The organism is Embleya sp. NBC_00896 (genome assembly GCF_045207785.1).
Taxonomy (GTDB): Bacteria; Actinomycetota; Actinomycetes; order Streptomycetales; family Streptomycetaceae; genus Embleya.
Map to the genome: position 1 here is coordinate 1488202 of NZ_CP108777.1, position 21983 is coordinate 1510184.

At 73.0% G+C, this 21983-nt stretch carries 13 protein-coding genes and 2 pseudogenes; 11 read left to right on the forward strand and 4 right to left on the reverse strand.

All coding sequences use genetic code 11. The features are described 5' to 3' along the window. The first annotated feature begins 51 nt into the window (after positions 1 to 51). Together OG928_RS39995 and OG928_RS40000 are read left to right on the forward strand one after the other, a co-directional pair. Positions 52 to 702 carry a cytochrome P450 gene (locus OG928_RS39995; protein WP_331766915.1) on the forward strand — a complete coding sequence of 217 codons (651 nt, stop codon included), beginning with the start codon at positions 52 to 54 and terminating at the stop codon, positions 700 to 702. 97 nt (positions 703 to 799) lie between these two features. Beyond that, a complete protein-coding gene (locus tag OG928_RS40000) occupies positions 800 to 1327 on the forward strand; it encodes a methylglyoxal synthase (RefSeq protein WP_406291602.1) in 528 nt (175 codons plus the stop codon). A gap of 67 nt (positions 1328 to 1394) precedes the next feature. On the opposite strand, the gene OG928_RS40005 is transcribed toward OG928_RS40000, so the two are convergent. Both OG928_RS40005 and OG928_RS40010 read right to left on the reverse strand, forming a co-directional pair. Beyond that, the gene (locus OG928_RS40005) at positions 1395 to 1751 is read right to left on the reverse strand and encodes a LuxR C-terminal-related transcriptional regulator (RefSeq protein ID WP_406291603.1); all 357 of its coding nucleotides are present in this window, start codon (positions 1749 to 1751) and stop codon (positions 1395 to 1397) included. A 233-nt stretch (positions 1752 to 1984) separates the two neighbouring features. After that, positions 1985 to 3658 (reverse strand): annotated as a pseudogene (locus tag OG928_RS40010) (phosphoketolase); the annotation flags it as partial. Positions 3659 to 3784: 126 nt separating this feature from the next. Between OG928_RS40010 and OG928_RS40015 the strand changes: the two are divergent. Continuing rightward, entirely contained in the window at positions 3785 to 5350 is a 1566-nt protein-coding gene (locus tag OG928_RS40015) for an MFS transporter (RefSeq protein ID WP_331766917.1), read from the forward strand. Further along, a complete protein-coding gene (locus OG928_RS40020) occupies positions 5347 to 5967 on the forward strand; it encodes a TetR family transcriptional regulator (RefSeq protein ID WP_331766918.1) in 621 nt (206 codons plus the stop codon). Before OG928_RS40015 ends, OG928_RS40020 begins: the two co-directional genes overlap by 4 nt. Before the next feature lie 277 nt (positions 5968 to 6244). On the opposite strand, the gene OG928_RS40025 is transcribed toward OG928_RS40020, so the two are convergent. Next, on the reverse strand, positions 6245 to 7009 hold the full coding sequence (locus OG928_RS40025) for an SDR family oxidoreductase (RefSeq protein WP_331766919.1): 765 nt from the start codon (positions 7007 to 7009) through the stop codon (positions 6245 to 6247). A gap of 156 nt (positions 7010 to 7165) precedes the next feature. On the opposite strand from OG928_RS40025, the pseudogene OG928_RS40030 reads away from it, so the two are divergent. Both OG928_RS40030 and OG928_RS40035 read left to right on the forward strand, forming a co-directional pair. Next, positions 7166 to 10308: pseudogene (locus OG928_RS40030) on the forward strand (ATP-binding protein). Between the two features lie 378 nt (positions 10309 to 10686). Further along, entirely contained in the window at positions 10687 to 13140 is a 2454-nt protein-coding gene (locus OG928_RS40035) for a tetratricopeptide repeat protein (RefSeq protein ID WP_331766920.1), read from the forward strand. A gap of 188 nt (positions 13141 to 13328) precedes the next feature. Here the strand turns inward: OG928_RS40035 and OG928_RS40040 are convergent, their stop codons facing one another. Continuing rightward, on the reverse strand, positions 13329 to 14411 hold the full coding sequence (locus OG928_RS40040) for a polyprenyl synthetase family protein (RefSeq protein WP_331766921.1): 1083 nt from the start codon (positions 14409 to 14411) through the stop codon (positions 13329 to 13331). Between the two features lie 618 nt (positions 14412 to 15029). Between OG928_RS40040 and OG928_RS40045 the strand changes: the two genes are divergently transcribed. The 5 genes from OG928_RS40045 (at position 15030) to OG928_RS40065 (ending at position 21838) form a co-directional block, all read left to right on the forward strand. Next, positions 15030 to 17321 (forward strand): fibronectin type III domain-containing protein, encoded by a 2292-nt coding sequence (locus OG928_RS40045; RefSeq protein WP_331766922.1) that lies wholly within the window; start codon positions 15030 to 15032, stop codon positions 17319 to 17321. Between the two features lie 89 nt (positions 17322 to 17410). Beyond that, positions 17411 to 18502 carry a MoxR family ATPase gene (locus OG928_RS40050; protein WP_331766923.1) on the forward strand — a complete coding sequence of 364 codons (1092 nt, stop codon included), beginning with the start codon at positions 17411 to 17413 and terminating at the stop codon, positions 18500 to 18502. A gap of 26 nt (positions 18503 to 18528) precedes the next feature. Then, positions 18529 to 19668 (forward strand): DUF58 domain-containing protein, encoded by a 1140-nt coding sequence (locus tag OG928_RS40055; protein WP_331766924.1) that lies wholly within the window; start codon positions 18529 to 18531, stop codon positions 19666 to 19668. Then, the gene (locus tag OG928_RS40060; protein ID WP_331766925.1) at positions 19665 to 20294 is read left to right on the forward strand and encodes a hypothetical protein; all 630 of its coding nucleotides are present in this window, start codon (positions 19665 to 19667) and stop codon (positions 20292 to 20294) included. Before OG928_RS40055 ends, OG928_RS40060 begins: the two co-directional genes overlap by 4 nt. Beyond that, positions 20207 to 21838 (forward strand): transglutaminaseTgpA domain-containing protein, encoded by a 1632-nt coding sequence (locus OG928_RS40065; protein ID WP_331768279.1) that lies wholly within the window; start codon positions 20207 to 20209, stop codon positions 21836 to 21838. The genes OG928_RS40060 and OG928_RS40065 overlap by 88 nt, the downstream gene beginning before the upstream one ends. Positions 21839 to 21983 lie beyond the last annotated feature (145 nt).

Here is a 21983-nt window from a genome sequence, read left to right on the forward strand (position 1 = left end):
CCACGGTCCCACCACGGCCCCACCACGTCGACGCAAGGAGGAACGGCGGACATGACCTCGACGCGCGAACCCCGCTCGGAGCGGGAGACGGAGGGCGGTGTGGCCGCAGGTGCGGGCCCGGGAGCCGACCCGGAAGCGGAACCGGAAGCGGATCCGAGCCCCGGCGAGTCCGGCGAGCCGCTCGACGCCTTCGCCGCGAAGGACCGGCTCGGTGGGGTCGGCGTCCTCGCGAGTCCGTACCCCGGCCTCGCCGCGCTGCGCGAGCAGTCTCCGCTGCACCCGGGGGCGGTCTCGGCGAGGTTCGACCTGCCGGGCGCGGACCGGTTGCTCGCGGCGGAGCACGAGCAGTGCTCGGTCTACACCTTCGCCGGTGTCGACCAGGTGCTGCGCGACCCGGGCACGACCTTCTCCTCCGGCTGGTACCAGCCCAGTCTCGGCGACGTGATCGGCCGGACGATCCTGCAGATGGACCCGCCCGACCACCGCCGATTCCGCCGGCCGCGGCTCGGGCACCTGTCCTTCGGTGCCGGGCCGCACGTGTGCCTGGGCATCCACGCCGCGCGGATGGAGCTGCGCGTCGCGCTCGAACGGCTCCTGGCGCGGCTGCCGGGGCTGCGCCTGGATCCCGACGTTCCCTGTGCGGGCATCACCGGACTGGGCCTGCGCACGGCGGTCCGGCTGCCGGTGGTGTGGGACGCGTAACCGCTGGTGACGGGCACCGCGACAAGATCCGCGCGACTTCTCATGGGCGACATGTCGCGGCCACACGCGCGCAACATCGGTCGGTGAGACTTACGGCATGCGAAAGCTCAGCACACCTCAGGAGTTGCCGATGACCGACCCGAACCACCTGCTCGACCCGAACCACCCGCACGACCCGAACCACCGGCACGAGGTCCGCGAGCGCGGCATCGCACTCGTGGCACACGACCGGTGCAAGCCCGAGATGCTCGCGTGGGCCCGGACGCACCGTGAGACCCTGGCCGCCCACCGGCTGTACGCGACCGGCACCACCGGCGGCATCCTCGCCGGCGAGCTCGACCTCGACATCACCCGATTCCGCAGTGGGCCGCTCGGCGGCGACCAGCAGATCGGCTCGCGGATCGCCGAGGGGGACGTGGACCTGCTGGTCTTCTTCTGGGACCCGCTGAGCCCGCAGCCGCACGAACCCGACGTGCGCGCGCTGCTGCGGCTCGCGGTACTCGCGAACATCCCGGTGGCCTGCAACCGCGCGACCGCCGACTTCGTGATCACCTCGCCGCTGCTCGCGCTCGCGGACGACCCCGACCGGCCCGAGTCGCCGATCTTCGCGCCGCTCGCGGCGTAGCGCGGGCCCTTGGGCTTCTCGGGCCCCGGGCCCGGGCCCCGGCCTCCGGGTCCCCCAACCGGGCGGATCAGGGCTGCGACAGGCCCTGGCGGTGGGCGTACCGAACCGCGTCCGCCCGATTGCGCGCGTTGATCTTGGCGAAGGCGTTGTTGATGTGCGTCTTGACCGTGGCCTCGCCGATCGACAGCGCGGCGGCGATCCCCGCGTTGTTGAGCCCGTCCGTGATCAGCCTCAGCACCTCCACCTCGCGATCGGTGAGCCGGTCGGGGTGCGGCGCGCGCCGCGCCGGCCGGGCCGGATCGAGCGCCGTGCCGAGGCGGTCGGCGGCTGCGGGGGCGAACGTGGCCCGGTCCCGCTCGGCGATGTCGTCGTCGGCGATCAGGGCGGGGATGTGTTCCGGTTCTGAATTCGGCTCGTCCGTCACGTCGGTCAACCTTTCGAGCCCCGCACCGATCGCGGTGGTTCGGGCAGTGTTCGGTGCGTTGTGCGCGTTGTGCGCCGTTGAGACCGGTCCGTACCCCGAACCCGGGCCGTACAACCTACCGGCCCCGCACGGCCTTCATCCGACTTTGCCCCGAACTCCCCACGCCCCCATTCGGCTTCGCCGCGTCCTACGCGCCCCGGGCCGGGATCTCGCCGACCCGGGAGCGCGTTCCCTCAGTGGCGATCCACGTCGTTCGCCCAGGTCCAGTCGCGAATCTCGGGCAGGTCCTCGCCGTGTTCGACGATCCAGGCGTGATGCCTGGTGCGGGCGTCGAGCATGGTCTGACGTACCGTCGCGGCCTTGGCGCCGAGCCCGGGGACGCGGTCGATGACGTCGATCACCCGTTGGTAGCGGTCCATGTCGTTGAGCACGACCATGTCGAACGGGGTTGTGGTGGTGCCGTTCTCCTTGTAGCCGCGCACGTGGAGGTGGTCGTGGTTGTGGCGGCGGTAGGCGAGTCGGTGGATCAGCCACGGGTAGCCGTGGTAGGCGAAGATCACCGGGACGTCGGTGCCGAACAGCGCGTCGTACTCGGTGTCGGGCATGCCGTGCGGGTGCTCGCGCTCCGGCAGCAGCCGCATCAGGTCGACGACGTTGACCACGCGCACCCGCAGATCCGGGAGATGACGGCGGATCAGGTCGACGGCGGCCAGTGTCTCCAGGGTCGGTACGTCGCCGGCGCAGGCGAGCACCACCTCCGGGTCGCCGTCGTCGTTGGAGGCCCACTCCCACACTCCCGCGCCGCGTGCGCAGTGCAGCGCGGCTTCGTCCATGCCCAGCCAGTCCGGGCCGGGGGTCTTGCCGGCGACGATCACGTTGACCAGGCCGCGGCTGCGCAGTACGTGGTCGGCGACCGAGAGCAGCGTGTTGGTGTCCGGCGGAAGGTAGACGCGGACCACTTCGGGGCGCTTGTTGACGACGTGGTCGACGAAGCCGGGGTCCTGGTGCGAGAAGCCGTTCTGGTCCTGGCGCCAGACGTGGGAGGTGAGCAGGTAGTTCAGCGACGCGATCGGCGGGCGCCAGCGGATGTCACGGGAGGCGTGCAGCCATTTCGCGTGCTGGTTGAACATCGAGGAGACGATGTGCGTGAACGCCTCGTAGCAGGAGAACACGCCGTGACGCCCCGTCAGGAGGTAGCCCTCCAGCATGCCTTGGCAGGTGTGCTCGGACAGGATCTCCACGACCCGGCCGTCGGGGGCGAGGTGCGTGTCGAGGTCGGTGATCGGGCTCTGCCATGCCTTGGCGGTCGCGCCGTAGACCGCGCCGAGCCGGTTGGACTCGGTCTCGTCCGGGCCGAACAGGCGGAAGTCGCGGCGGCCGGCGGTCCGGGCGAACACCTCGCGCAGGTACTCGCCGAGCGCCCGGGTGGGTTCCGACGTGCCGGTCCCGGGTTCGGTGACCTTGACCGCGAACGCGTGTACGTCGGGCAGCGGCAACTCCCTCAGCAGGCTGCCCCCGTTGGCCTCGGCGACGGCGCCGAGCCGGGCGTCGCCGGCGGGCACGTTCGCGAGCACGGCCGGTGTCGGCCGCCCGTCCGCGTCGAAGAGTTCGGTCGGGTGGTACGAGTGGAGCCACGCCTCGAGGGCGGCCAGGCGCTCGGGATTCTCGCGGACGGCGGTGAGGGGGACCTGGTGCGCGCGCCAGGTGCCCTCGACGGGGAGGCCGTCCACGGCGCGCGGTCCGGTCCAGCCCTTGGGGGTGCGCAGGACGATCATCGGCCATCGGGGGCGCCCGGGCCGGCCGGACTTGAGCTTGCTGATCTCGTCCAGGGCCTCGTCGAGCGCGGCGGCGAACGCGCCGTGTACGCGGGCCGGTTCGTCGCCGACGTGTGGATCGCGCGCGAGACCCGCGACCTCCTGGCGCGTGGCCGAGGCGGCGACTCCGAACGATAAAAATGAACCTCAGGTTCGATTGATACTCCGGTTTATTTGTGACTTAATTCCATTAGTTGCCAACACTCCCCGGAGGTCGCCATGACAACCCCTGCCCCCGCGCTCTCCCCGCGCCGTTGGTGGGCACTCGGAGCCCTGGTGCTCAGCGCGCTGATCATCGGTTTGGACGGCACGATCATCAACGTCGCGATGCCGACGCTGGCGGACGAACTCGGGGCCGACAGCGCGCAGTTGCAGTGGATCGGCGGCGGCTACCTGCTCGCCCTGTCCGCGGCGATGCTGCCGATCGGGGTGCTGGGCGACCGTTACGGCCTCAAGCGCGTGCTCATCGCCGGGACGACCCTGTTCGGCCTCGCCTCGCTCGCGGGCATCTGGGCCGGCTCGCCGGGCGAGGTGATCGCGGTGCGCACGGTCCTGGGCCTGGGCGCGGCGATGATCATGCCGCTCTCGCTGGCGATCCTGCCCAGGATCTTCGGACCCGAGGAGGTCCCCAAGGCGATCGCCACCTGGACCGCGGCCACCGCGCTCGGCATGCCGATCGGTCCGGTCGTCGGCGGCTGGTTGCTCAATCACTTCTGGTGGGGCTCGATCTTCGCCTTCAACCTCCCGGTCGTCGCGATCGCCCTGATCGCAAGCGTTTTCCTGCTGCCCAAGGACCCCGCGCGGGTGCGCTTCGGCGCCGAGCCGACCCCGTTCGACGGCCTCGGCACGATCCTGGGCGCGGTGGGCATCACGTCGCTGGTCTACGGCGCGATCCTGGTGCCGCGCGAGGGGTGGGGCAGCCCGTCGGTCCTGGGCACGCTCGGCGCCGGCGCGGTCCTGCTGATCGCGTTCGTGCTGCGCCAGCGCGCCTTCGCGCACCCCCTGGTCGACCTCGGGCTGTTCCGTGACGCCAGGTTCAGGTGGGGCGCGCTGATCGCGGTGTTCGTCAACTTCGCGGTGATGGGCATCCTGTTCGTCGTCCCGCAGTACCTGGAGGCCGTACTCGGCAACGACGCCTTCGGCACCGGCCTGCGCGTGCTCCCGCTGATCGGCGGCCTGCTGGTGTCCGCGACGCTGAGCGAACCCCTGTTCCCCAAGCTCGGCGCCCGCACCGTGGTCACCACCGGCCTGCTCATGCTCGCCGCGGGCGCACTCCTGGGCGCCACCACCGACGGCACCGACGGCTACGCCTTCACCGCCGTCTGGTTGACCCTGACCGGCCTCGGTTTCGGGCTCGCCGTCGTCCCCGCGACCAGCCTGGTGATGGCCTCGTTGCCCACGAACAACACCGGCTCCGGCGCGAGCCTCCTGGAGACCGTCCAGCAGCTCGGCGGCGTCCTGGGTGTGGCCGGACTCGGCAGTGTGCTCGGCGCCGGCTACCTCGCCCGGCTCTCGGTGGACGGGGTCCCGGAGCCCGAGGCCGACGCCGCCCGCGACTCGGTCGCCGCCGCCGCAGGGGTCGCCGAACGGCTGCACGATCCCGCGCTGTCGGCCTCCGCCCACGACGCGTTCACCCACGGCATGAGCCTGGTCCTGGTCGTCTGCGGCGCGATCGCCCTGCTTACCGCGGTCCTGGCCGCGATCCACCTGCCCAAGCAGACTGCGAGCCCGAGCACCCCGCACGCGCCCGCCGCGACCGGGGAACACAGAGAATTGCTGGTATGAGTACCAAGGAAACCTCGACCGCGGCCGCCGTGTCGGTCCCGGGACTGCGCGAGCGCAAGAAGGTGCAGACCCGGCAGCGCATCCGGCGCGAGGCCTACCGCCTCGTCGCGGAGCAGGGCTACGACGCGACGACCGTCGACCAGATCGCCGCCGCCGCGGACGTCTCGCGGAGCACGTTCTTCCGGTACTTCCCCACCAAGGAGGACGTGGTCCTCACCGACGAGTACGACCCGGCGTTCGGCGAGGCACTCGAAGCCCGGCCGGCCGACGAACCGATCGTCGAGTCCATCCGCCACGCGCTGACCGGCTCACTGGCGCACGTGTTCGCCGCGGACAGCGCTGAACTCCTGTTCCGAAACCGGCTCATCTTCACGATCCCCGCCCTCCGCGCCCGGGCGATGGACGAACAGCTCCGCACCCAGGACGGCATCGCCGCCCTCCTCGCCCAGCGCACCGGCCGCGACCCCGCCGACCTGGAACTGAGCTGCGTGGCCGCGGCGATCATCGGGGTCTCCACGGCCGTCATGCGGCACTGGGTGCAGCGGGGCGGCGCCGAAGACCTGGTCGATCTGTACGACCGCCACCTGGACTTTCTTTCCCACGGTCTGCGGCTCTGAGCCGGACGCTCCGAGCCGGAGCCCGAGCCCGAGCCCGAGCCGGAGCCGGAGCCCCAGACCGAACCCGAAGCCCAAACCCCGAACCCCGAACCCCGAACCCCGGGATCCGAACCCCCTCGACCCCCGGCCCCGCACTCCCGAAGCGGCCCTCCCGACGGAACTCCACCGTCGAGGGGGCCGTCTCGTGTCGTACGCGGTTCGTGTCGTGGGTCGGCGGCGCCGACCGGTGACCGGCGACCGGCGGCGACCCGGCGGGGCAGACGTTGCCGGCGCCGCACTAGCCCCGCGGAGCGTTGACGTGCTGGGCGAGGCCGCCGTCGACCGGCAGCTTCACGCCCGTGGTGAACGTCGCGTCGGCGGCCAGGAAGAGCGCCGCGCGGGCGACCTCGTCCGACGTGCCGTGCCGCTTCATCGGGGTGGCCGCGTCGCCGATGGCGTGGAAGGCCGCCCGCTCCTCGGCGGTGAGGCCCGCCGCGCCCGCCGTCGGGGTGTCGATGAAGCCGGGGCTGACCGCGTTGACCCGGATGCCCCGGCCGACCAGCTCGGAGGCGAGCACCTGGGCGAAGGACCACACGGCGGACTTCGTCGCGGAGTACACACCCATCCCGGCCGACCCCGTGGAGTCGGCGATCGACGTCGTGAACACGATCGCGCCACCCGCCCGCAGCAGCGGGATCACCCGCTGGGTCGTGAAGAACGCGCCCTTGGTGTTGACCCCGAACTGGCGGTCGTAGGACTCCTCCGTGGCCACCTCGACCGGGGCCATCTCGGCGATCCCGGCGTTGACGAACAGGTAGTCGACGTGGCCGAGCCGCTCCTCGATGATCGTGCCCAGCGCCGCGATGTCCGCCATGTTCGAGGTGTCGGAACGGACCACGTGTGCCCCCGGGCCCAGTTCGTTCCGGGCGTCCTCGAGGTTCCGCTCGTTGCGGCCGGTCAGCAGGACCTCGGCGCCGCCCTCGACCAGTCGCTTGGCGATGGCCAGACCCATGCCGATCGTGCCACCGGTGATGACGGCCTTCTTGCCCACGTACTTCGTCATTCGCTTGCTCCCGTGTGATTCTTCGGCCGGCTCTCGGTTGGCCGCGGGCACTGTGCGGTGCTCGGCGGGCCGTGGTGATCACACTGCCGACCTGCGCTGATGGCCCGCTGAGGGTCGACTGAGGGTCGACTGAGGGTCTTCGGATACGGTCGTGGCATGCGGTTCGGCGTGCTCGGCTCCCTGGCGGTGTGGGAGGGCGAGGGGAAGTCCGTCAAGCTGCCCGAGGCCAAGGCCAGGGCGTTGCTGGCCGCTCTCCTGGTGTACGAGGGACGGCCCGTTTCCGCCGACCGGTTGATCGACGACCTCTGGGGCGAGGAACCCCCCGGGCGCCCCGCCAACGCCCTCCAGGCCAAGGTCTCGCTGTTGCGCCGCACCGTGGGCCGCGACCGCGTCGCGTACCAGGCGGCCGGCTATCGGCTGCGGATCGACGACGAAGACGACGTGGACGCCGACCGCTTCCGCACGCTCGTGCTGCGGGCCAGGGGCACCGCCGATCCCCGGGCCCGGGCCGCCGCCTTCGCCGACGCGCTCGACCTGTGGCGCGGCCCCGCCTACGCCGACTTCGCCGACGCCGCGTTCGCCCGCCCCGCCGCGCAGCGCCTGGAGGAGCAGCGCCTGGTCGTACTGGAGGAACAGGCCGAGGCCCGCCTCGAAGCCGGCGAGCACGGCCGACTGGTCGCCGAACTGACCGCGCTCGTCGACCGGAACCCCCTGCGCGAGCGGCTGCGCGCCGCCCAGATGCGCGCCCTGTACCGCTCCGGACGACAGAGCGAGGCCCTCGCGTCGTACGACGAACTCCGCGCGCACCTGGCCGAGCAGCTGGGCCTCGACCCGAGTCCCGAGCTCGCCGACCTGCACCGATCGATCCTCGTCCAGGCCCCCGAACTGGCCGCCGCCCCGCCCGCGACCCGTCCCCGCGGCAATCTCCCGACCCCGCTCGCCGGGCTCGTCGGCCGCGAACGCGAGGTCACCGAGCTGGGCGCGCTGCTGACCGGCAGCCGGCTGGTCACCCTCACCGGTCCCGGCGGGGTCGGCAAGACCCGGCTCGCGGTCGAGACCGCCGGCCGGCTCGCCGACGCCTGCCCGGACGGTGGATGGCTGGTCGAACTCGCCGGGCAGCGCGGCGCCACCGCCGACCTCGTCGACGCGGTCGCCGCCACCCTGGGCATCCGGGACGAGGGCGCCGGCGATCCGACCGCGTGGGGGCGGACGCGGGCACCGGCCACGCCGACCGGCTCGCGGCGGCCCTGCGCGATCGCCACACCCTGCTCGTGCTGGACAACTGCGAACAGATCGTCGAGCAGGTCGCCGACCTCGCCGGCCGGCTGCTGCGCGCCGCGCCCGGCCTGCGGATCCTCGCCACCAGCCGGGAACCGCTGGGCCTCGCGGGCGAGACCCTGTGGGCCGTCGAGCCGCTGCGACCCGACGAGGCGACGCGCCTGTTCACCGAGCGCGCGGCGGCCGTCGCCCCCGGATTCGTCCTCGACGCCGGCAACACCGAGGCCGTCGCGGTGATCTGCCGGCGACTGGACGGCATCCCGCTCGCCCTCGAACTCGCGGCCACCCGGGTCCGCGCCCTGGGTGTCCACGAACTGGCCGAACGGCTCGACGACCGCTTCCGGGTGCTGGCGGGCGGCCGACGCGACAGCCCGGCCCGCCAGCGGACCCTCCGCGCCGTCATCGACTGGAGCTGGGAACTGCTCTCCGCCCCCGAGCGCATCGTGCTGCGCCGGCTCGCCGCGCACACCGACGGCTGCACGCTCCGGGCCGCCGAAGTCGTCTGCGCGGGTGACGGGGTGAGCGCGGAGGACATCCCCGACCTGCTGATCCGGCTGGTCGACCGGTCCCTGGTGGTGATGACCGAGGACGCGGCCGGCCCGCGCTACCGACTGCTCGAATCGGTTGCCGCCTACGGCGTGGAACGCCTCTACGAGATGGTGGACTTCGAGCCCGTCCACGAGCGGCACCTCGACTACTACACCGAACTCGCCGAACGGGCCGAACCACACCTGCGCGGATCCGAGCAACGCGCCTGGCTGCTCCGGGTCGACGCCGAGGCCGCGAACCTGCGGGTGGCGCTCGACACCGCCGTCCGCCAGGGGGCGGCGGACCGGGCGCTGCGACTGGTCACCGCGCTGTCCTGGTACTGGGTGCTGCGCGGACGCCTCGGCGAGGCCCGCCGCGCGGTCGCCGCCGCGTTGTCCGCCGACGGTCCGGCGCCGGCCGACGCGCGGGCCGAAGTCCACTTCCTCCAGGGCTCGTTCGCCCTGCTGGGTGGCGAACGCCGGTCCCCGGGGCCCGATCCCGACATCGATGACCCCGCCCGGCGGGCCCGGGCGCGGCGGTTTCGCGCGTACGCCCTCTTCAACACCGGCGATCTGGCCGCGAGCGAGGCGCTGACCGCCGCCGCCCTGGCCGATTTCCTCGCCCTGGACGATCGGTGGGGGATCGCCGCGGCACTGGGCCAGCGGGCGATCCACGACCTGATCCGCGGCGACATGGCGGCGCTGCGCCGGGACAGCGCGCGGAGCGCGGAACTGTTCGCCGAACTGGGCGACCGCTGGGGCCGGTCGCGAACGAGCGTCCCGCTCGCGGCCCTGGCCGAGATCGACGGCGACTACGCCGAGGCCGCGCGCGTCCTGCGGGACGGCCTACGGGTGGCGGAGGAGCTGGGCCTCGCGGCGGAGGTCTCCTCACGACTGTCCGGCCTCGGCCGGATCGCGCTGCTGACCGGGGACTGGGACCGGGCCCGGGAACTGCACGAGCGGGCCCGCCGGTCGGCGGCCGAGCAGAGCCTCAAGTTCGGCGAGATCCACGCGGAGATCGGCCTCGGCCTCGGCGCCCGCAGGCAGGGCGACCTCGACACCGCCCACATGTGGCTGTCGCGGGTCCGGGACTGGTACGGACGGGTGTCCTCGGAGGCCGGAAACTCGCTCGTCCTCGCCGAGTTGGGGTTCATCGCCGAACAACGCGGCGACGCCGACACCGCCCGCGCGCTGCACCTGGAAGGGCTGGCGATCGCCCGCCTGGTCGGCGACCCGAGGGCCGTCGCCTTGGCCTTCGAGGGCCTCTCCGGGGTCGAGGCACTGGCCGCTCGGCCCGAACGGGCCGCCCGCCTCCTGGGCGCGGCAACCGCGGCGCGAGCCGGCGCGCACGCGCCGCTGCCGCCCGCGGAGCGGGGCGATGTGGACCGGATCACCGCAGCCGCCCGGGCAGCGCTCGGCAAGGCCGCGTTCGACGCCGCGTTCCGAGCAGGCACCGAGGCCGACCCGGCCGAAGCCCTCGGATGGTACGCGTAGGCCCTGTCCGGAGGGCATCGAGCCCGGCGCGAACGAACGCGGCGAACAACTCGCCCCACAGATTCACCCCATCCCGCGCGGCGCCGCATAGCTCTGTTGCCCGGGTGCGGCCGGTTTTGTTCACCCGGCCCGCCCGGCTCGTTTTGCGCCGGCGATTGGCCACTTTGCGCACACCTGCGGTCGAGGCTACAAATGGGCCGAGAGACCGGGCTACTCTGGCCTTCGGCCGGACGCGCAGGCCGATCGCCGTTGCCATCCCCTGCCCACGCCAGGGGCGGCACTGTCGGCCAAGGCTCGAAGGGCCCGCGGTGGAGGCCTTCTCCCAGCTCTGGGTAATCGCTGGCGGAGGCGTGGGGTAGCCGCCGGGATGGATGAGCTGTGACGAGATATGGATCAAACGGACTCAAGCGCGCAGCCCGGAAGTTGGCGGCGGCCGAGGAGATCGCGTACACGGAGGCGCTGCGCCGACTCACGAAGGGCGCGCGGACAACCGACCGCACGGAGGAGGAACAGCTCCGTCGCGCGGCACAGGGCGGCGACGCCGACGACGTGTGCGATCTTGCCCGCTGGTTGCAGGACCATGGGCGTCCCGATGAGGCCGAGACGTTGTACCGGCAAATCGCGGACGAGGGTCACGTTCGGGCAATGACCAACCTCGGTGATCTGTACAGCGATGCCGGGAGGACCGCCGAAGCCGAGGAGCTCTACCGCCGCGCCGCCGACGCGGGTTACCCCCGAGCGATGGGCAACCTGGGCCTGCTGTACGCGAAAGCGGGGCGGACCGCGGAAGCCGAGGAGCAATACCTTCGCGCGGCCGATACCGGCGACACCTATGCCATGTTCAACCTCGGCGTCCTGTACCAAAGGGTCGGGCGTACGGCGGAAGCCACGGAGCAGTACGGCCGCGCCGCCGATGCCGGCCACTCCTGGGCCATGTTCAACCTCGGTGTCCTGTACCTGGACGCCGGGCGCACGGCGGAAGCCGAGGAGCACTTCCGCCGCGCCGCCGACATGGGTAACCCCAGAGCCATGTACAACCTCGGCTTCGTGCACGAAGAGGCCGGACGGATCGCGGAAGCCGAGGAGCAGTACCGTCGTGCGGCCGACGCCGGCGACACCTATGCCATGTTCAACCTCGGCGTCCTGTACCAAAGGGTCGGGCGTACGGCGGAAGCCACGGAGCAGTACGGCCGCGCCGCCGATGCCGACCACTCCTGGGCCATGTTCAACCTCGGCGTCCTGTACCTGGACGCCGGGCGCACGGCGGAAGCCGAGGAGCTGTTCCGCCGTGTCGCCGACTCCGGCGACCCAGCAGCCCTGGGAAACCTGGGACTTCTGCAGGTGGAGGCGGGGCGGATCGCGGAAGCCGAGGAGAGCTTCCGCCGCGCGGCCGACGCCGGCGATTCCGACGCCATGTACCACCTCGGCGTCCTGCGCGAAAAGCTCGGGCGTACCACGGAAGCAGAGGAGCAATACCGCCGCGCGGCGAAGGCCGGCGATGCCAAAGCCGTGTTCAACCTCGCTGTCCTGTACCACCGGGCCGGGCGTACTGCGGAAGCCGAGGAACAATACCGTCGCGCGGCCGACGCCGGCGACAGCATTGCCATGTTCAACCTCGGCATCCTGTACGAACTGGGCGGCCGGACCACCGAAGCCGAAGAGGTCTACGGCCGCGCCGCCGACGCCGGCAACGCCCGCGCCATGAACAACCTCGCCAGTTTGTACCGGGACGCCGGACGGATCGCGGAAGCCGAGGAGCAGTGCCGTCGCGCGGCCGATGCCGGCGATTCCGATGCCATGTACAACCTCGGCGTCCTGTACGAAGAGGCCGGGCGCACTGCGGAAGCCGAGGAGCTGTTTCTTCGTGTCGTCGCCGACTCCGGCGACACGGAAGCCATGCGCAACGTCGGCAGTCTGTACCGGAAGGCCGGGCGCACTGCGGAAGCCGAGGAGCAGTACCGTCGTGCGGCCGACGCCGGCGACGTCGGTGCCCTGTTGAGTCTCGGCGTCCTGTGCGAAGAGGCGGGGCGTACTGCCGAGGCCGAGGAGGCTTACCGCCGCGTTGCGGCCACAGGCCATACCGGTGGCATGTACAACCTCGGCGTCCTGTGTAGCAAGGCCGGGCGTACTGCGGAAGCCGAGGAGGCTTACCGCCGTGCCATGGCCGGGGGCCACAGCGGTGCCATGTTCAACCTGGGCATCCTGTGCGAACAGGCAGGGCGTACGGCGGAGGGCGAGGAGGCATTCCGCCGTGCTGCGGCTGCGGGCCACACCGGTGCCATGTTCAACCTCGGCGTCCTGTGCGAAGAAGCCGGGCGTACGGCGGAGGCCGAGGAGCTGTTCCTTCGTGCCGCCGATGCCGGCGACACCAATGCAATGTTCAACCTTGGTGGCCTGTACGTGGATACGGGGCGGATGGCGGAAGCCGAGGAGGCATACCGCCGCGCGGCCGACGCCGGCAACACCAATGCCATGTACAACCTCGGCGTCCTGTGCAACAGGGCCGGGCGTACTGCGGAGGCCGAGAGCCGGTTCCTTCGTGTCGCCGACGCCGGCGAAACGCAAGCCATGCACATCCTCGGCGTCATGTACCTGGAGGCCGGCCGGATGGCGGAGGCCGAGGAGCAGTACCGTCGCGCCGCCGACGCCGGCGACACCAGTGCCATGTTCAACCTCGGCCGCTTGTACGAGAAGGCCGGTCGGCACGAAGAAGCGCTGCGGCTCTTCCGTCGGGCCTTCGATGCGGGGGACCCCGACGCCGCTTCCGCACTCGAGCGAGTCAGCCTTGTGCTCGGTCGCGATGCGGTGGTTGAGGGGGCTCCGACGCCGTGACGAAGCCGAGGACGCTTTCCGGCCGGTGTCGGCCCATGGGCATTTGCGTGCAGCGGCGCGGGTGACATTGGGCCGCGGCAGCCACTTCGTACGACTTTGCCCCGCCGAGCTGATGCTCGACGGGGCAAAGCAGGGGCCGAAGTCACCAACAGCATCCCGGTGTTGGTCGGTGCCGTCGGGCGTGACGACTACGTGCCCGTCGGTGTCGGCTCCGTGCGGGACCAGTGGCCGAGGATGTCCGTGTACGGGTTGACGGGGAGCCAACCGATCGCGTCGCGCGCGCTTTGTTCGTAGCGGTCGGCCAGGGCTCGGGTCTCGGCGTGGGCGCCGGTGGTCTCGACGAGCACGCGCATGCGCGCGAGGGCGATGGCCGGGTTGCTCTCGTGCAGGAGGGCGTCCCGGATCTCGGCGCGTTGTTCGGCGCTGCCGCGTTCGTGGGCGAGCAGGACCGGCAGGGTCGGGCGGTGGTTGGACACGTCGCTGTCGGCGGGCTTGCCCATCGCCGCGGCCGAGGCGTCGTCGTAGGGGAGCAGGTCGTCGCGGATCTGGAAGGCCAGGCCGAGGTGCCGGCCGAACGAGCCGAGTGCCTCGACGGCCGCGTCGTCCCCGCCGCCCAGGATCGCGCCGACCCGGCACGACGTGGCCAGCAGCGCCCCGGTCTTGCGGGCCGCCATCGCGAGGTAGTCCTCGACCGGGCAGTCCAGGTCGCCGGCGAAGCCGAGTTCGTCGAAGACGCCCTGGCACATCGCGGTGCCGCCCTCGGCCTGGGCCGCCATCGCCCGCGCGATCCGCTCCCCCGGCACGCCGTGGCGCGCGCATTCGGCCAGCGCGCCGAACCACGCGAAGTACAGGCTGCTGCCGGCGATGATCGCGCGCTCGGGGCCGAAGGCCACGTGTACCGCCGGACGACCGCGACGTTCCTCGTCGGCGTCGATGATGTCGTCGTGGACCAGGCTGCCGGTGTGCACGCACTCCATCCCGACGGCGGCCGGCAGCGCGTGCTCGACCTCGCCGCCGACCGCGAGCGCCGCGTACAGCACGAGCGCGGGGCGCAGCAGCTTGCCGGTCGGCAGCAGCGCGTAGCGGTACACGGCGTCCAAGCCGTCCGCGTTTCGCGGCCAGCGACGGGCGAACTCGGCGGCCAGCACGGCCGGTACGTCCACGATCGGCGGATCCGGCGGCCCGAACAGGGTGGGTGCGCCGGACGCGCAACTGCGTTGGGTCGGACGACGTTTGCGGGCGGTCGGTGAAACCTGCGGTGTTTCGGTCACGCTCTGCGAACCCCCTGTGTCGCCCCCGGTACGCCGTCCCCGTACGCGCCGAACGCGTGGGGGGACGGCGAAAAAATGACGCGAGCGCTCGACGGCGCCCGGGTCAACCCAACCGACCCCGGCCGGCCGCCGGCAGCCGGGTACGGAAGCACCGCTCCGGCGTGCGCTTCCCCCGAACGGGTTTTCGCACTCCCACACCCCACCATCGCGTGGTTTCCCGGCCGGCCCGTGCTCGACCCCGGGCCGCATCCGGGCCGCCGGCGGTCGCGCCGCGACCCGGGTGGTTGGATGCCGCGTGTGACCTCTGCCGAGCGCAGGCGCGGGCGAGTAGCCGGGAGGGCGCGGGCCGCGTGGTCAACATCGCCCGGCGGCGACGAACTCACCTTGTCTGGAACGGAAATCGCTTTGCCCGATCACGAACTCACCTTGTTCTAACCGGAATTTGCTCTTCCGGGTCACGAAGTCGCTTAGCCAGGAAGGTAATTGGTGCCTGCCATGACCTTTTGGTGAACGATCGGCGACGGGTCGACCAATCCTGACTGCCAACCGTTCGGAAGGCGCTCCCACCTGCATAGGCTCCGACGCGCGCACGCCGGCACGGGGCATGGGGGCGATCACATGGCAATACGCGACAGGTTCGGGAAACCGGACAGGGCCGAGAACGTCGAGAAGGCGGAGAAGACCGTCAAGGCCGTCAGGGCCGAGCGGACCGACCCGCCCGACATGGGGCTCAGGCCGCATCGGCTCGGCGGCGCCGATCCGGGCAAGGACGGGGAGCAGACGACCGCAAGACGCTGGTACGCCCGGCTGAGACCGCGCCGCGACCGGACCACCGCCGCCGTCGCGATCGCCGGGTTGACCGCGCTGGTCGCGACCTCCGTCGTGGTCGGCGTCGGCGCCGCCGGTGCGCTGCCGGACCTGTCCGACGTCGGTGCGTGGCTGCCGAACAAGGACAACGGCAGCGTCGTGCACGTCAACGGCACCACGGGCAAGCCCGACGGCAAGGTCGTCCTGCCCGACACGGCGGGCCATCCGCTCCAGGTCGTCCAGGAGGACGGCTCGGTCGTGGTCGTCGACCAGCAGACCGGGTCCGTGGCACGGATCGACCCGGCCCAACTGACCGTGCCGAACCGGTACGACTACGGCCTGCCGGGCCTGCGCCTGGTGGCCGGCGGCGGGCGCAGTTGGCTCGTGGACGAGGCCAACGGCACCGTCCAGGCGATCAATCCGGCCGACCTGTCGCCGCGCGGCGCGGCGGTCGCCCTGGGGACGCGTCCGCTCGGCCGCGCACAGGCCGATTCGCGCGGGACGCTGTGGGTGCCGCTGCCGGAACGCGGTCAGCTGCTGCCGATCCGCGACGAGGGACCGGGAGTTCCGTTCGCGGTGGGCAACCCGGGGGACCCGCTGCGGCTGACCCTGGCGGGTGACCGGCCGGTGGTGACGAACGCGCGCAGTCGTACCGTCATGGTGGTCGCGGCCGGTGGACCCGAGCTGACGATCCGGCTCCCCGACGCGATGGGCCAGGCCGATCCGGCCGCGGTGCTCGCCCCGGAGAGCACGCCCGGCAACGTGCTGCCGGTGCTCGCGAGCGACACCGGCACGCTCACCCTCGTCGACCTGGACCGCGGCTCGGTCACGGCGGTCACCCTCGGCCTGGACCGGGCGTCGTACGCGCCGCCGCAGATCCTCGGCGCGAAGGTGTACATCCCCAACCGCGGCAACGGCAATCTGGTCGTGTACGACACCGCGCGCGCCCAGTTCGACCAGCAGATCAAGGTGACCGGCGTGCCGGGGCCGCTCGACGCGTTCGTGCGCGACGGCATGCTGTGGGTCAACGACCAGAACAACGCCGCCGCGGCGGTGGTCGACAGTACGGGCGTCGTCCACCCGGTCGGCAAGTACGCGCCGGACGCGCCGTCGGGGGCGGGCGAGGCGCCGCCGGCCGAGCCGGTGCCGGCCGTGGTCCCGGTGGTGGCGCAACCGCCCCGGGCCGAGGTACCGCCGGCGAATACACCGCCGAACCCGCCGGGCCGGCAGCCGCCGGCCGAGCGGCCGACGAGCCTGCCGCCGGCAATCGCGGCGCCCGTCACGCCGCCCGCGACGACCCCGCCCACCGAGCCGACGACACCCACGGCCTCGGCCACCACGACCGCGTCCGCGACGGCCACCACGACGGCCACGCCAACGGCCACCGCCACCGCCACCCCCACCACCTCGCAACACCCCACCACCCCGCCGGCGACCACACCCCCGCCCACCACCAAGCCGCCCACCCCCACCAAACCGCCCACCCCCACCAAGCCCTCGGAGCCCGATCCGCCGCTGGAGGCCAAGCCGCCGAACCAGCCGGTCGTTGTGTCCGGAAAGGGCACGATCGAGGTCAAGTTCGTCCCCGGAGGCGGCGCGGCCGCGACCGGATTCCGACTGCTGGACGTCGCCGCCGACCAGACCGCGAAGCCCATCGAGCTGGGCGCGAACGACAAGACCCACCGGTTCCTGGTCACCGGCGGCAGTTGCGACAAGGAGTACACGTTCCGCGTCCAGGCGACCTTCGCCGACGGCCGGACCGCGACGTCGGCGCCGTCGGTGGGCGTGCGCCCGTGCGTGGTGCCGTCGACGGTGCGCAACCTCAAGGCGGTGCAGAACAGCGACGACAAGAGCTTCACGGTGAGCTGGACCCCGCCGGCGAACGTCGTGGTCAGCCCCACCACGTACACCAACTACTTCGTCAACTGGTCCGGCACCGACCACCAGACGCTCGCCACTCAGATGAAGGTCACCGGCCTGACGGTCGGCAAGCCGTACGTCGTCTCCGTCGAGGCGTGCAATGCCGCGGGCCACAGCCGACAGAAGGTCTCCACGACGGTCGAACTCACCTCGCCGCTCGTCCCGGCCCAGGGACCCGGCTGACCGGATCGCCTCGGTTGTCCGGGGGCGGCGGAACACCCGCCGCCCCCACGCCTTGTGACAAGCCGTCAGCTCGGAGGAGTACGCGCACCATGACCACCGCACCACCGCAGCACCAGCACCCGCCGCACCCGGCCGGCACCGAGTCGGCCTCCGCGATCACGCGGTTCGCCGAGTGCTTCGGCGCGCTCGCCGACAACATCGAGCGGGTCTTCCTCGGCAAGCGCGACCTCGTCGAGCTCGCGCTCACCGCGCTGTTCGCCGAGGGCCACCTGCTCGTGGTCGACGTGCCCGGCACCGGCAAGACCACGCTCGCGCGGGCCCTGGCGGCCTCGCTCGCGGCCGACTGCAAGCGCATCCAGTTCACCCCCGACCTGCTCCCGTCCGACATCACCGGCGTATCCGTGTACCGGCAGGGGACCGGGACCTTCGAGTTCCTGCCCGGACCCGTCTTCGGGCACGTCGTGATCGGCGACGAGATCAACCGGGCCTCGCCCAAGACGCAGTCCGCGCTCCTGGAGGTGATGGAGGAGGGTCGGGTCACCGTCGACGGGCACACCCACCCGGTGCCGCGACCGTTCATGGTGTTCGCGACCCAGAACCCGATCGAGATGGCCGGCACGTACCCACTGCCGGAGGCCCAACTCGACCGCTTCCTGATGTGCGTGAGCGTCGGCTACCCCGATCATCGCGCCGAGATGACCGTCGCCGGCGGCCCGGTGGACGGCCGGCTGAACGGCCCGGTGAACGGCTTGGTGGAAGGCTCGGTCGACGGCTCGGTCGACGGCTCGGTCGACATCGGTGCCGACGACCTGCCGACGATCGCCACGGCCGCGCAGGTACGGGAGTTCGCCCGGGTCGTGCGCGAGCGGGTGCGGGTCGCCGAGCCCGTGCTCGACTACGCGGTCCGGGTGGTCGCCGCCACCCGCGAGTTGCCGAGCGTACGCCTGGGCGCCGGGCCGCGCGGCAGCGTCGCGCTGGTCCGGGCGATCCGCGTGCGGGCCGCCGCACAAGGGCGCGACTACGCGCTGGCCGAGGACGTCAAGGCGCTCGCGCAGCCGGTGCTGGCACACCGCCTGCTGCCCGCGCCCGAGACCGAACTGGCGGGCGTGCGACCGGCCGACCTGGTCGCCGAGGTGCTCGCCCGGGTCGAGGCGCCCCGCCCCGGCGCGGTGGCGTCCTGAGCGGCGCCGGGCCGCTGCTGCCCCGGTTGACGTCGGCGGGGTGGCAGACGCTCGCGGTCGCCGGGTCGGTGGGCGCGGCGGGGTGGTGGTTCGGCTACGAAGAGGGCGTGCTGCTGGGCGCGTTCGGCCTGCTCGCGGTGGTCACCGCGCTCGCGTGGGCGCCGGGCCGACTGCGGGTCTCGGGCGAACGTCGCCTGGACCCCGAACGGGTCGCACGCGGCGCGCCGGCCGAAGGTGTGATCACGCTGGTCAACCACGGGCGCCGGCGGCTCGGCCGGGTCCGCCTGGAGGATCGCTGCGGGCGCGAACCGCGCCCGGTCGAGACGCTCGCGCTGCCGCCGGCTACGCCGCGCGAGGTCCGGTACGCGGTGCCGACCGACCGGCGGGGCCGGATCGCGGTCGGGCCGCTCGTGCACGTGCGGACCGATCCGCTCGCGCTGGCCCGGCGCACCCGTACGCTCGCCGGCCACGACTCGATCCTGGTCCGTCCGCGCGTACACCCGCTGCCACTGCTGCCGGCCGGGCGCGCGCACCACATCGAGGGGCCGACCTCGGCGACGGCCGACGGCGGTTCGCAGACCTTCCACGCGCTGCGCGAGTACGTGCTCGGCGACGACCTGCGCCACGTGCACTGGCGCTCGACCGCGCGCACCGGCGAACTGATGGTGCGCCAGATGGTCGACGTTAGCCTGCCGCGCACCAGCGTCGTTCTCGATACCCGGGAAGTCGCCTACGGGAACGACGTCGAGGCGTTCGAACTCGCCGTCGAGACCGCGGCGTCGGTGGTCTCCGCGATCGCAGGCCACGGTTTCCCGGTCGCCGTCGTGACCGACAGCGGCACCCGCCTGGGCGTCCCCGGTGGGCGCGACACGACCGCGCTGCTCGACCTGCTCGCCGTCGTGGACACCACGCCGGCCGGCTCGGCGGCGGCGTTCGAAGCGCTGGAACGCGAGCGTGCGGACGGAACGCTGATCGTGGTCACCGGTGGCGAGGACCCGTCGGGGTCGGCCCCGCCGGCTCGGGTCGCGGCCCGCTTCGAACGCGTCCTGATGGTGGTGTGCGGGTCCGCCGTGCCCGCGTCGGCCGGGCCGGGCGGCATACCGGTGTTGCACGCCACGAACGAGCAGACCCTGATCGCCGGCTGGCACCGCGAGGTGGCGCGATGAGCCGGTCGACGCGGGAGCGGCTGTGGTCGCTCGGCCCGGTCCTCCTGCTGGCCGCGAGCGCCGGGATGGCGCTGCACCCGGTCTACGGGACGCGCTCGACGGTGCCCGTGGTCGTGGTCGCGGCCATCGCGCCGGTACTGCTGGTGGTCGCGGAGCGCGCGGCCGGGCCGCGACGGGTGCCGTTGTGGCGGTCGCTGCTCGTGAGCGTGGCGGCGCTGATCCTGACCGGCTGCGCGACGCTGTACCGCGCCGACGCGCTCGCCGGGGTGCTGCCCACGCTCGCCGGCCTGCGCCGGATGGCGGACGATCTCGTGGACGCCCCGCATCGGATCCTGACCACCGTGCTCCCGGTGTCGGGGGAGGGCACGCCGCTCGTGCTCGCGCACGCGTGCGTGTGGCTCGCGGCCTACGTGGGGGCCGAACTCGCCCTGCGCACCGGGACGGTGCTGCTTCCCGCACTGCCCGCGCTCGCCGTGTTCGGCCTGGCGCTGCCGCTGGGCGCGGCCGGGCCGGGCTCCGCCGCGGTGCCCGCCGTGGGATTCGCCGGCGCCGCGGGCGCACTCGTCGTGCTGCGCGCCGCGGCGCCCGCGGCGCGCGGGCCGCGCTCGCGGTGGGCCTGCCGCTGATCGCCGCGCACGTGCTGGTGGCGGCCGTACTCGCGCCGCCCGTGGCCGGGGTCGCCGACCGCGCGCCGTACGACCCGCACGACCGGGTCGACCCGCCGACCCCGGTACCGGTGACCGGGGCCAACCCGCTGGACCTGGTCTCGGCGTGGCTGCTGGACCCCGACCGGCCGCTGTTCACGGTGGCCGAGTCCACCGCGTCGGCGGCCGACGCGGCCGTACTCGCCGACCACGACTGGCGGCTCGCGGTCCTGGACCGCTTCGACGGCGTGACCTGGCACCCGGCCGACCGGCTCACCCGCACCGGCGGCCGGATCCCCGACCCCGCCGCGAGTTCGGCCCGTCGGATCGAACTCACCCAGGACATCACGGTGCAGCGCCTTGCGGGCGTGTGGCTTCCCGCCGCCGACCGGCCGACCGACGTCGACCTGCCCGGCCACACCGCGCCGGCCGTGGACGCGCGCGGCGGCGCCCTCGCGGTGACCGTCCCGACCACCCCCGGCACCAGCTACCGGGTGCACTCGCGCGTACCCGTGTACGACCCCGACCGCACCCGGTACGCGTCCGCCGCCGACGACCCGGCCGCCACCGTGCTGCCGGCCACCGACGCGACGGGGGCGCCGATCCCGGCGTACGAGCGGCTGCGCACGATCGCCGAACAGGCCACCGCACGCAGCGGGTTCCCGTACCAGCAGGCGCTGCGGCTCGCCCAGTGGCTGCGCGAGCACCACCGCTACGACCCCGCTGCCGCGCCCGGCCACACCTACCGCAACGTGGAGTACTTCCTCAACGAGAGCAGGAGCGGGACGTCCGAGCAGTTCGCGACCGCGTTCGCGGTACTGGCCCGCAGCCTGGGGCTGCCCACGCGCGTGGTGGTCGGCTTTCGGCACGGGACGCCGCGCGACGGGGTGTGGCAGGTCACCGGCGGCGACGCGCTGGTGTGGCCCGAGGTCGAGTTCGCGGGCGTGGGCTGGGTCCCCTTCCAGCCGACCCCGGGCCTGCCCGGCACGCGCGCCCCGGACGGTGCAGGCGGGCCGACCGCCGACGCGCCCGCCGGCAGCGCGGCCCAGCGACAGGCGGCCGACCGGCGCATCACGGAGGAGACCCGGCCGAGCACACCGAACGCCCCGGACCCGCGAACCGCCGACTCCGGCACCGCCACTGACGACGCGTCACCCACCCGATGGCCGATCTACGCGGGCGCCGCGACCGCGTCCGCCCTGCTCGCCGCCGCGACCGTCCTGTGGCTGCGGGTCCACCGCCGACGCCGGATGCGCCGAGGCGACCCGGCCCGTCAACTCGCGGCCGCGTGGGCACTCACCACGACGCACCTGATCAGCCTCGGCGTCCCCGCGACGGGCGCGCTCACGGTGGGCGAGACCACCGCCCTGGGCGCCGCACGGCTGCGCGCGGGGGCGGCGGAGGAGCAGGCCCTGGCCCTGGAACGGCTCGCGGACCGGGTGAACGCGGTCGCCTACGGCGGACACACACCCACCCCGGCCGAGGTCGCCGCGGCGTGGACACTGTGCGACGACCTCGTGCGTTAGGGCTGCACCCGGCAAACCCGTCCGGGCCTGGCTGCGGCGGGTGCCGACCCGGGTGAGGCCGGCCGGCCCGACGGGAGCGGCGACGCGCTGCGGCGGCCGGCTCGAATTCCCGTTGCGGTAGGGCCGTTCGGCGACGGTAACCTGA

Bases quoted from the DNA above. Each gene is read 5' to 3' on its own strand.
- OG928_RS40025 (WP_331766919.1), bottom strand. From the start codon at position 7,009: ATGACGAAGTACGTGGGCAAGAAGGCCGTCATCACCGGTGGCACGATC.
- OG928_RS40000 (WP_406291602.1), top strand. From the start codon at position 800: ATGCGAAAGCTCAGCACACCTCAGGAGTTGCCGATGACCGACCCGAAC.
- OG928_RS40060 (WP_331766925.1), top strand. From the start codon at position 19,665: ATGAGCCGGTCGACGCGGGAGCGGCTGTGGTCGCTCGGCCCGGTCCTC.
- OG928_RS40050 (WP_331766923.1), top strand. From the start codon at position 17,411: ATGACCACCGCACCACCGCAGCACCAGCACCCGCCGCACCCGGCCGGC.
- OG928_RS40015 (WP_331766917.1), top strand. From the start codon at position 3,785: ATGACAACCCCTGCCCCCGCGCTCTCCCCGCGCCGTTGGTGGGCACTC.
- OG928_RS40020 (WP_331766918.1), top strand. From the start codon at position 5,347: ATGAGTACCAAGGAAACCTCGACCGCGGCCGCCGTGTCGGTCCCGGGA.
- OG928_RS40045 (WP_331766922.1), top strand. From the start codon at position 15,030: ATGGCAATACGCGACAGGTTCGGGAAACCGGACAGGGCCGAGAACGTC.
- OG928_RS39995 (WP_331766915.1), top strand. From the start codon at position 52: ATGACCTCGACGCGCGAACCCCGCTCGGAGCGGGAGACGGAGGGCGGT.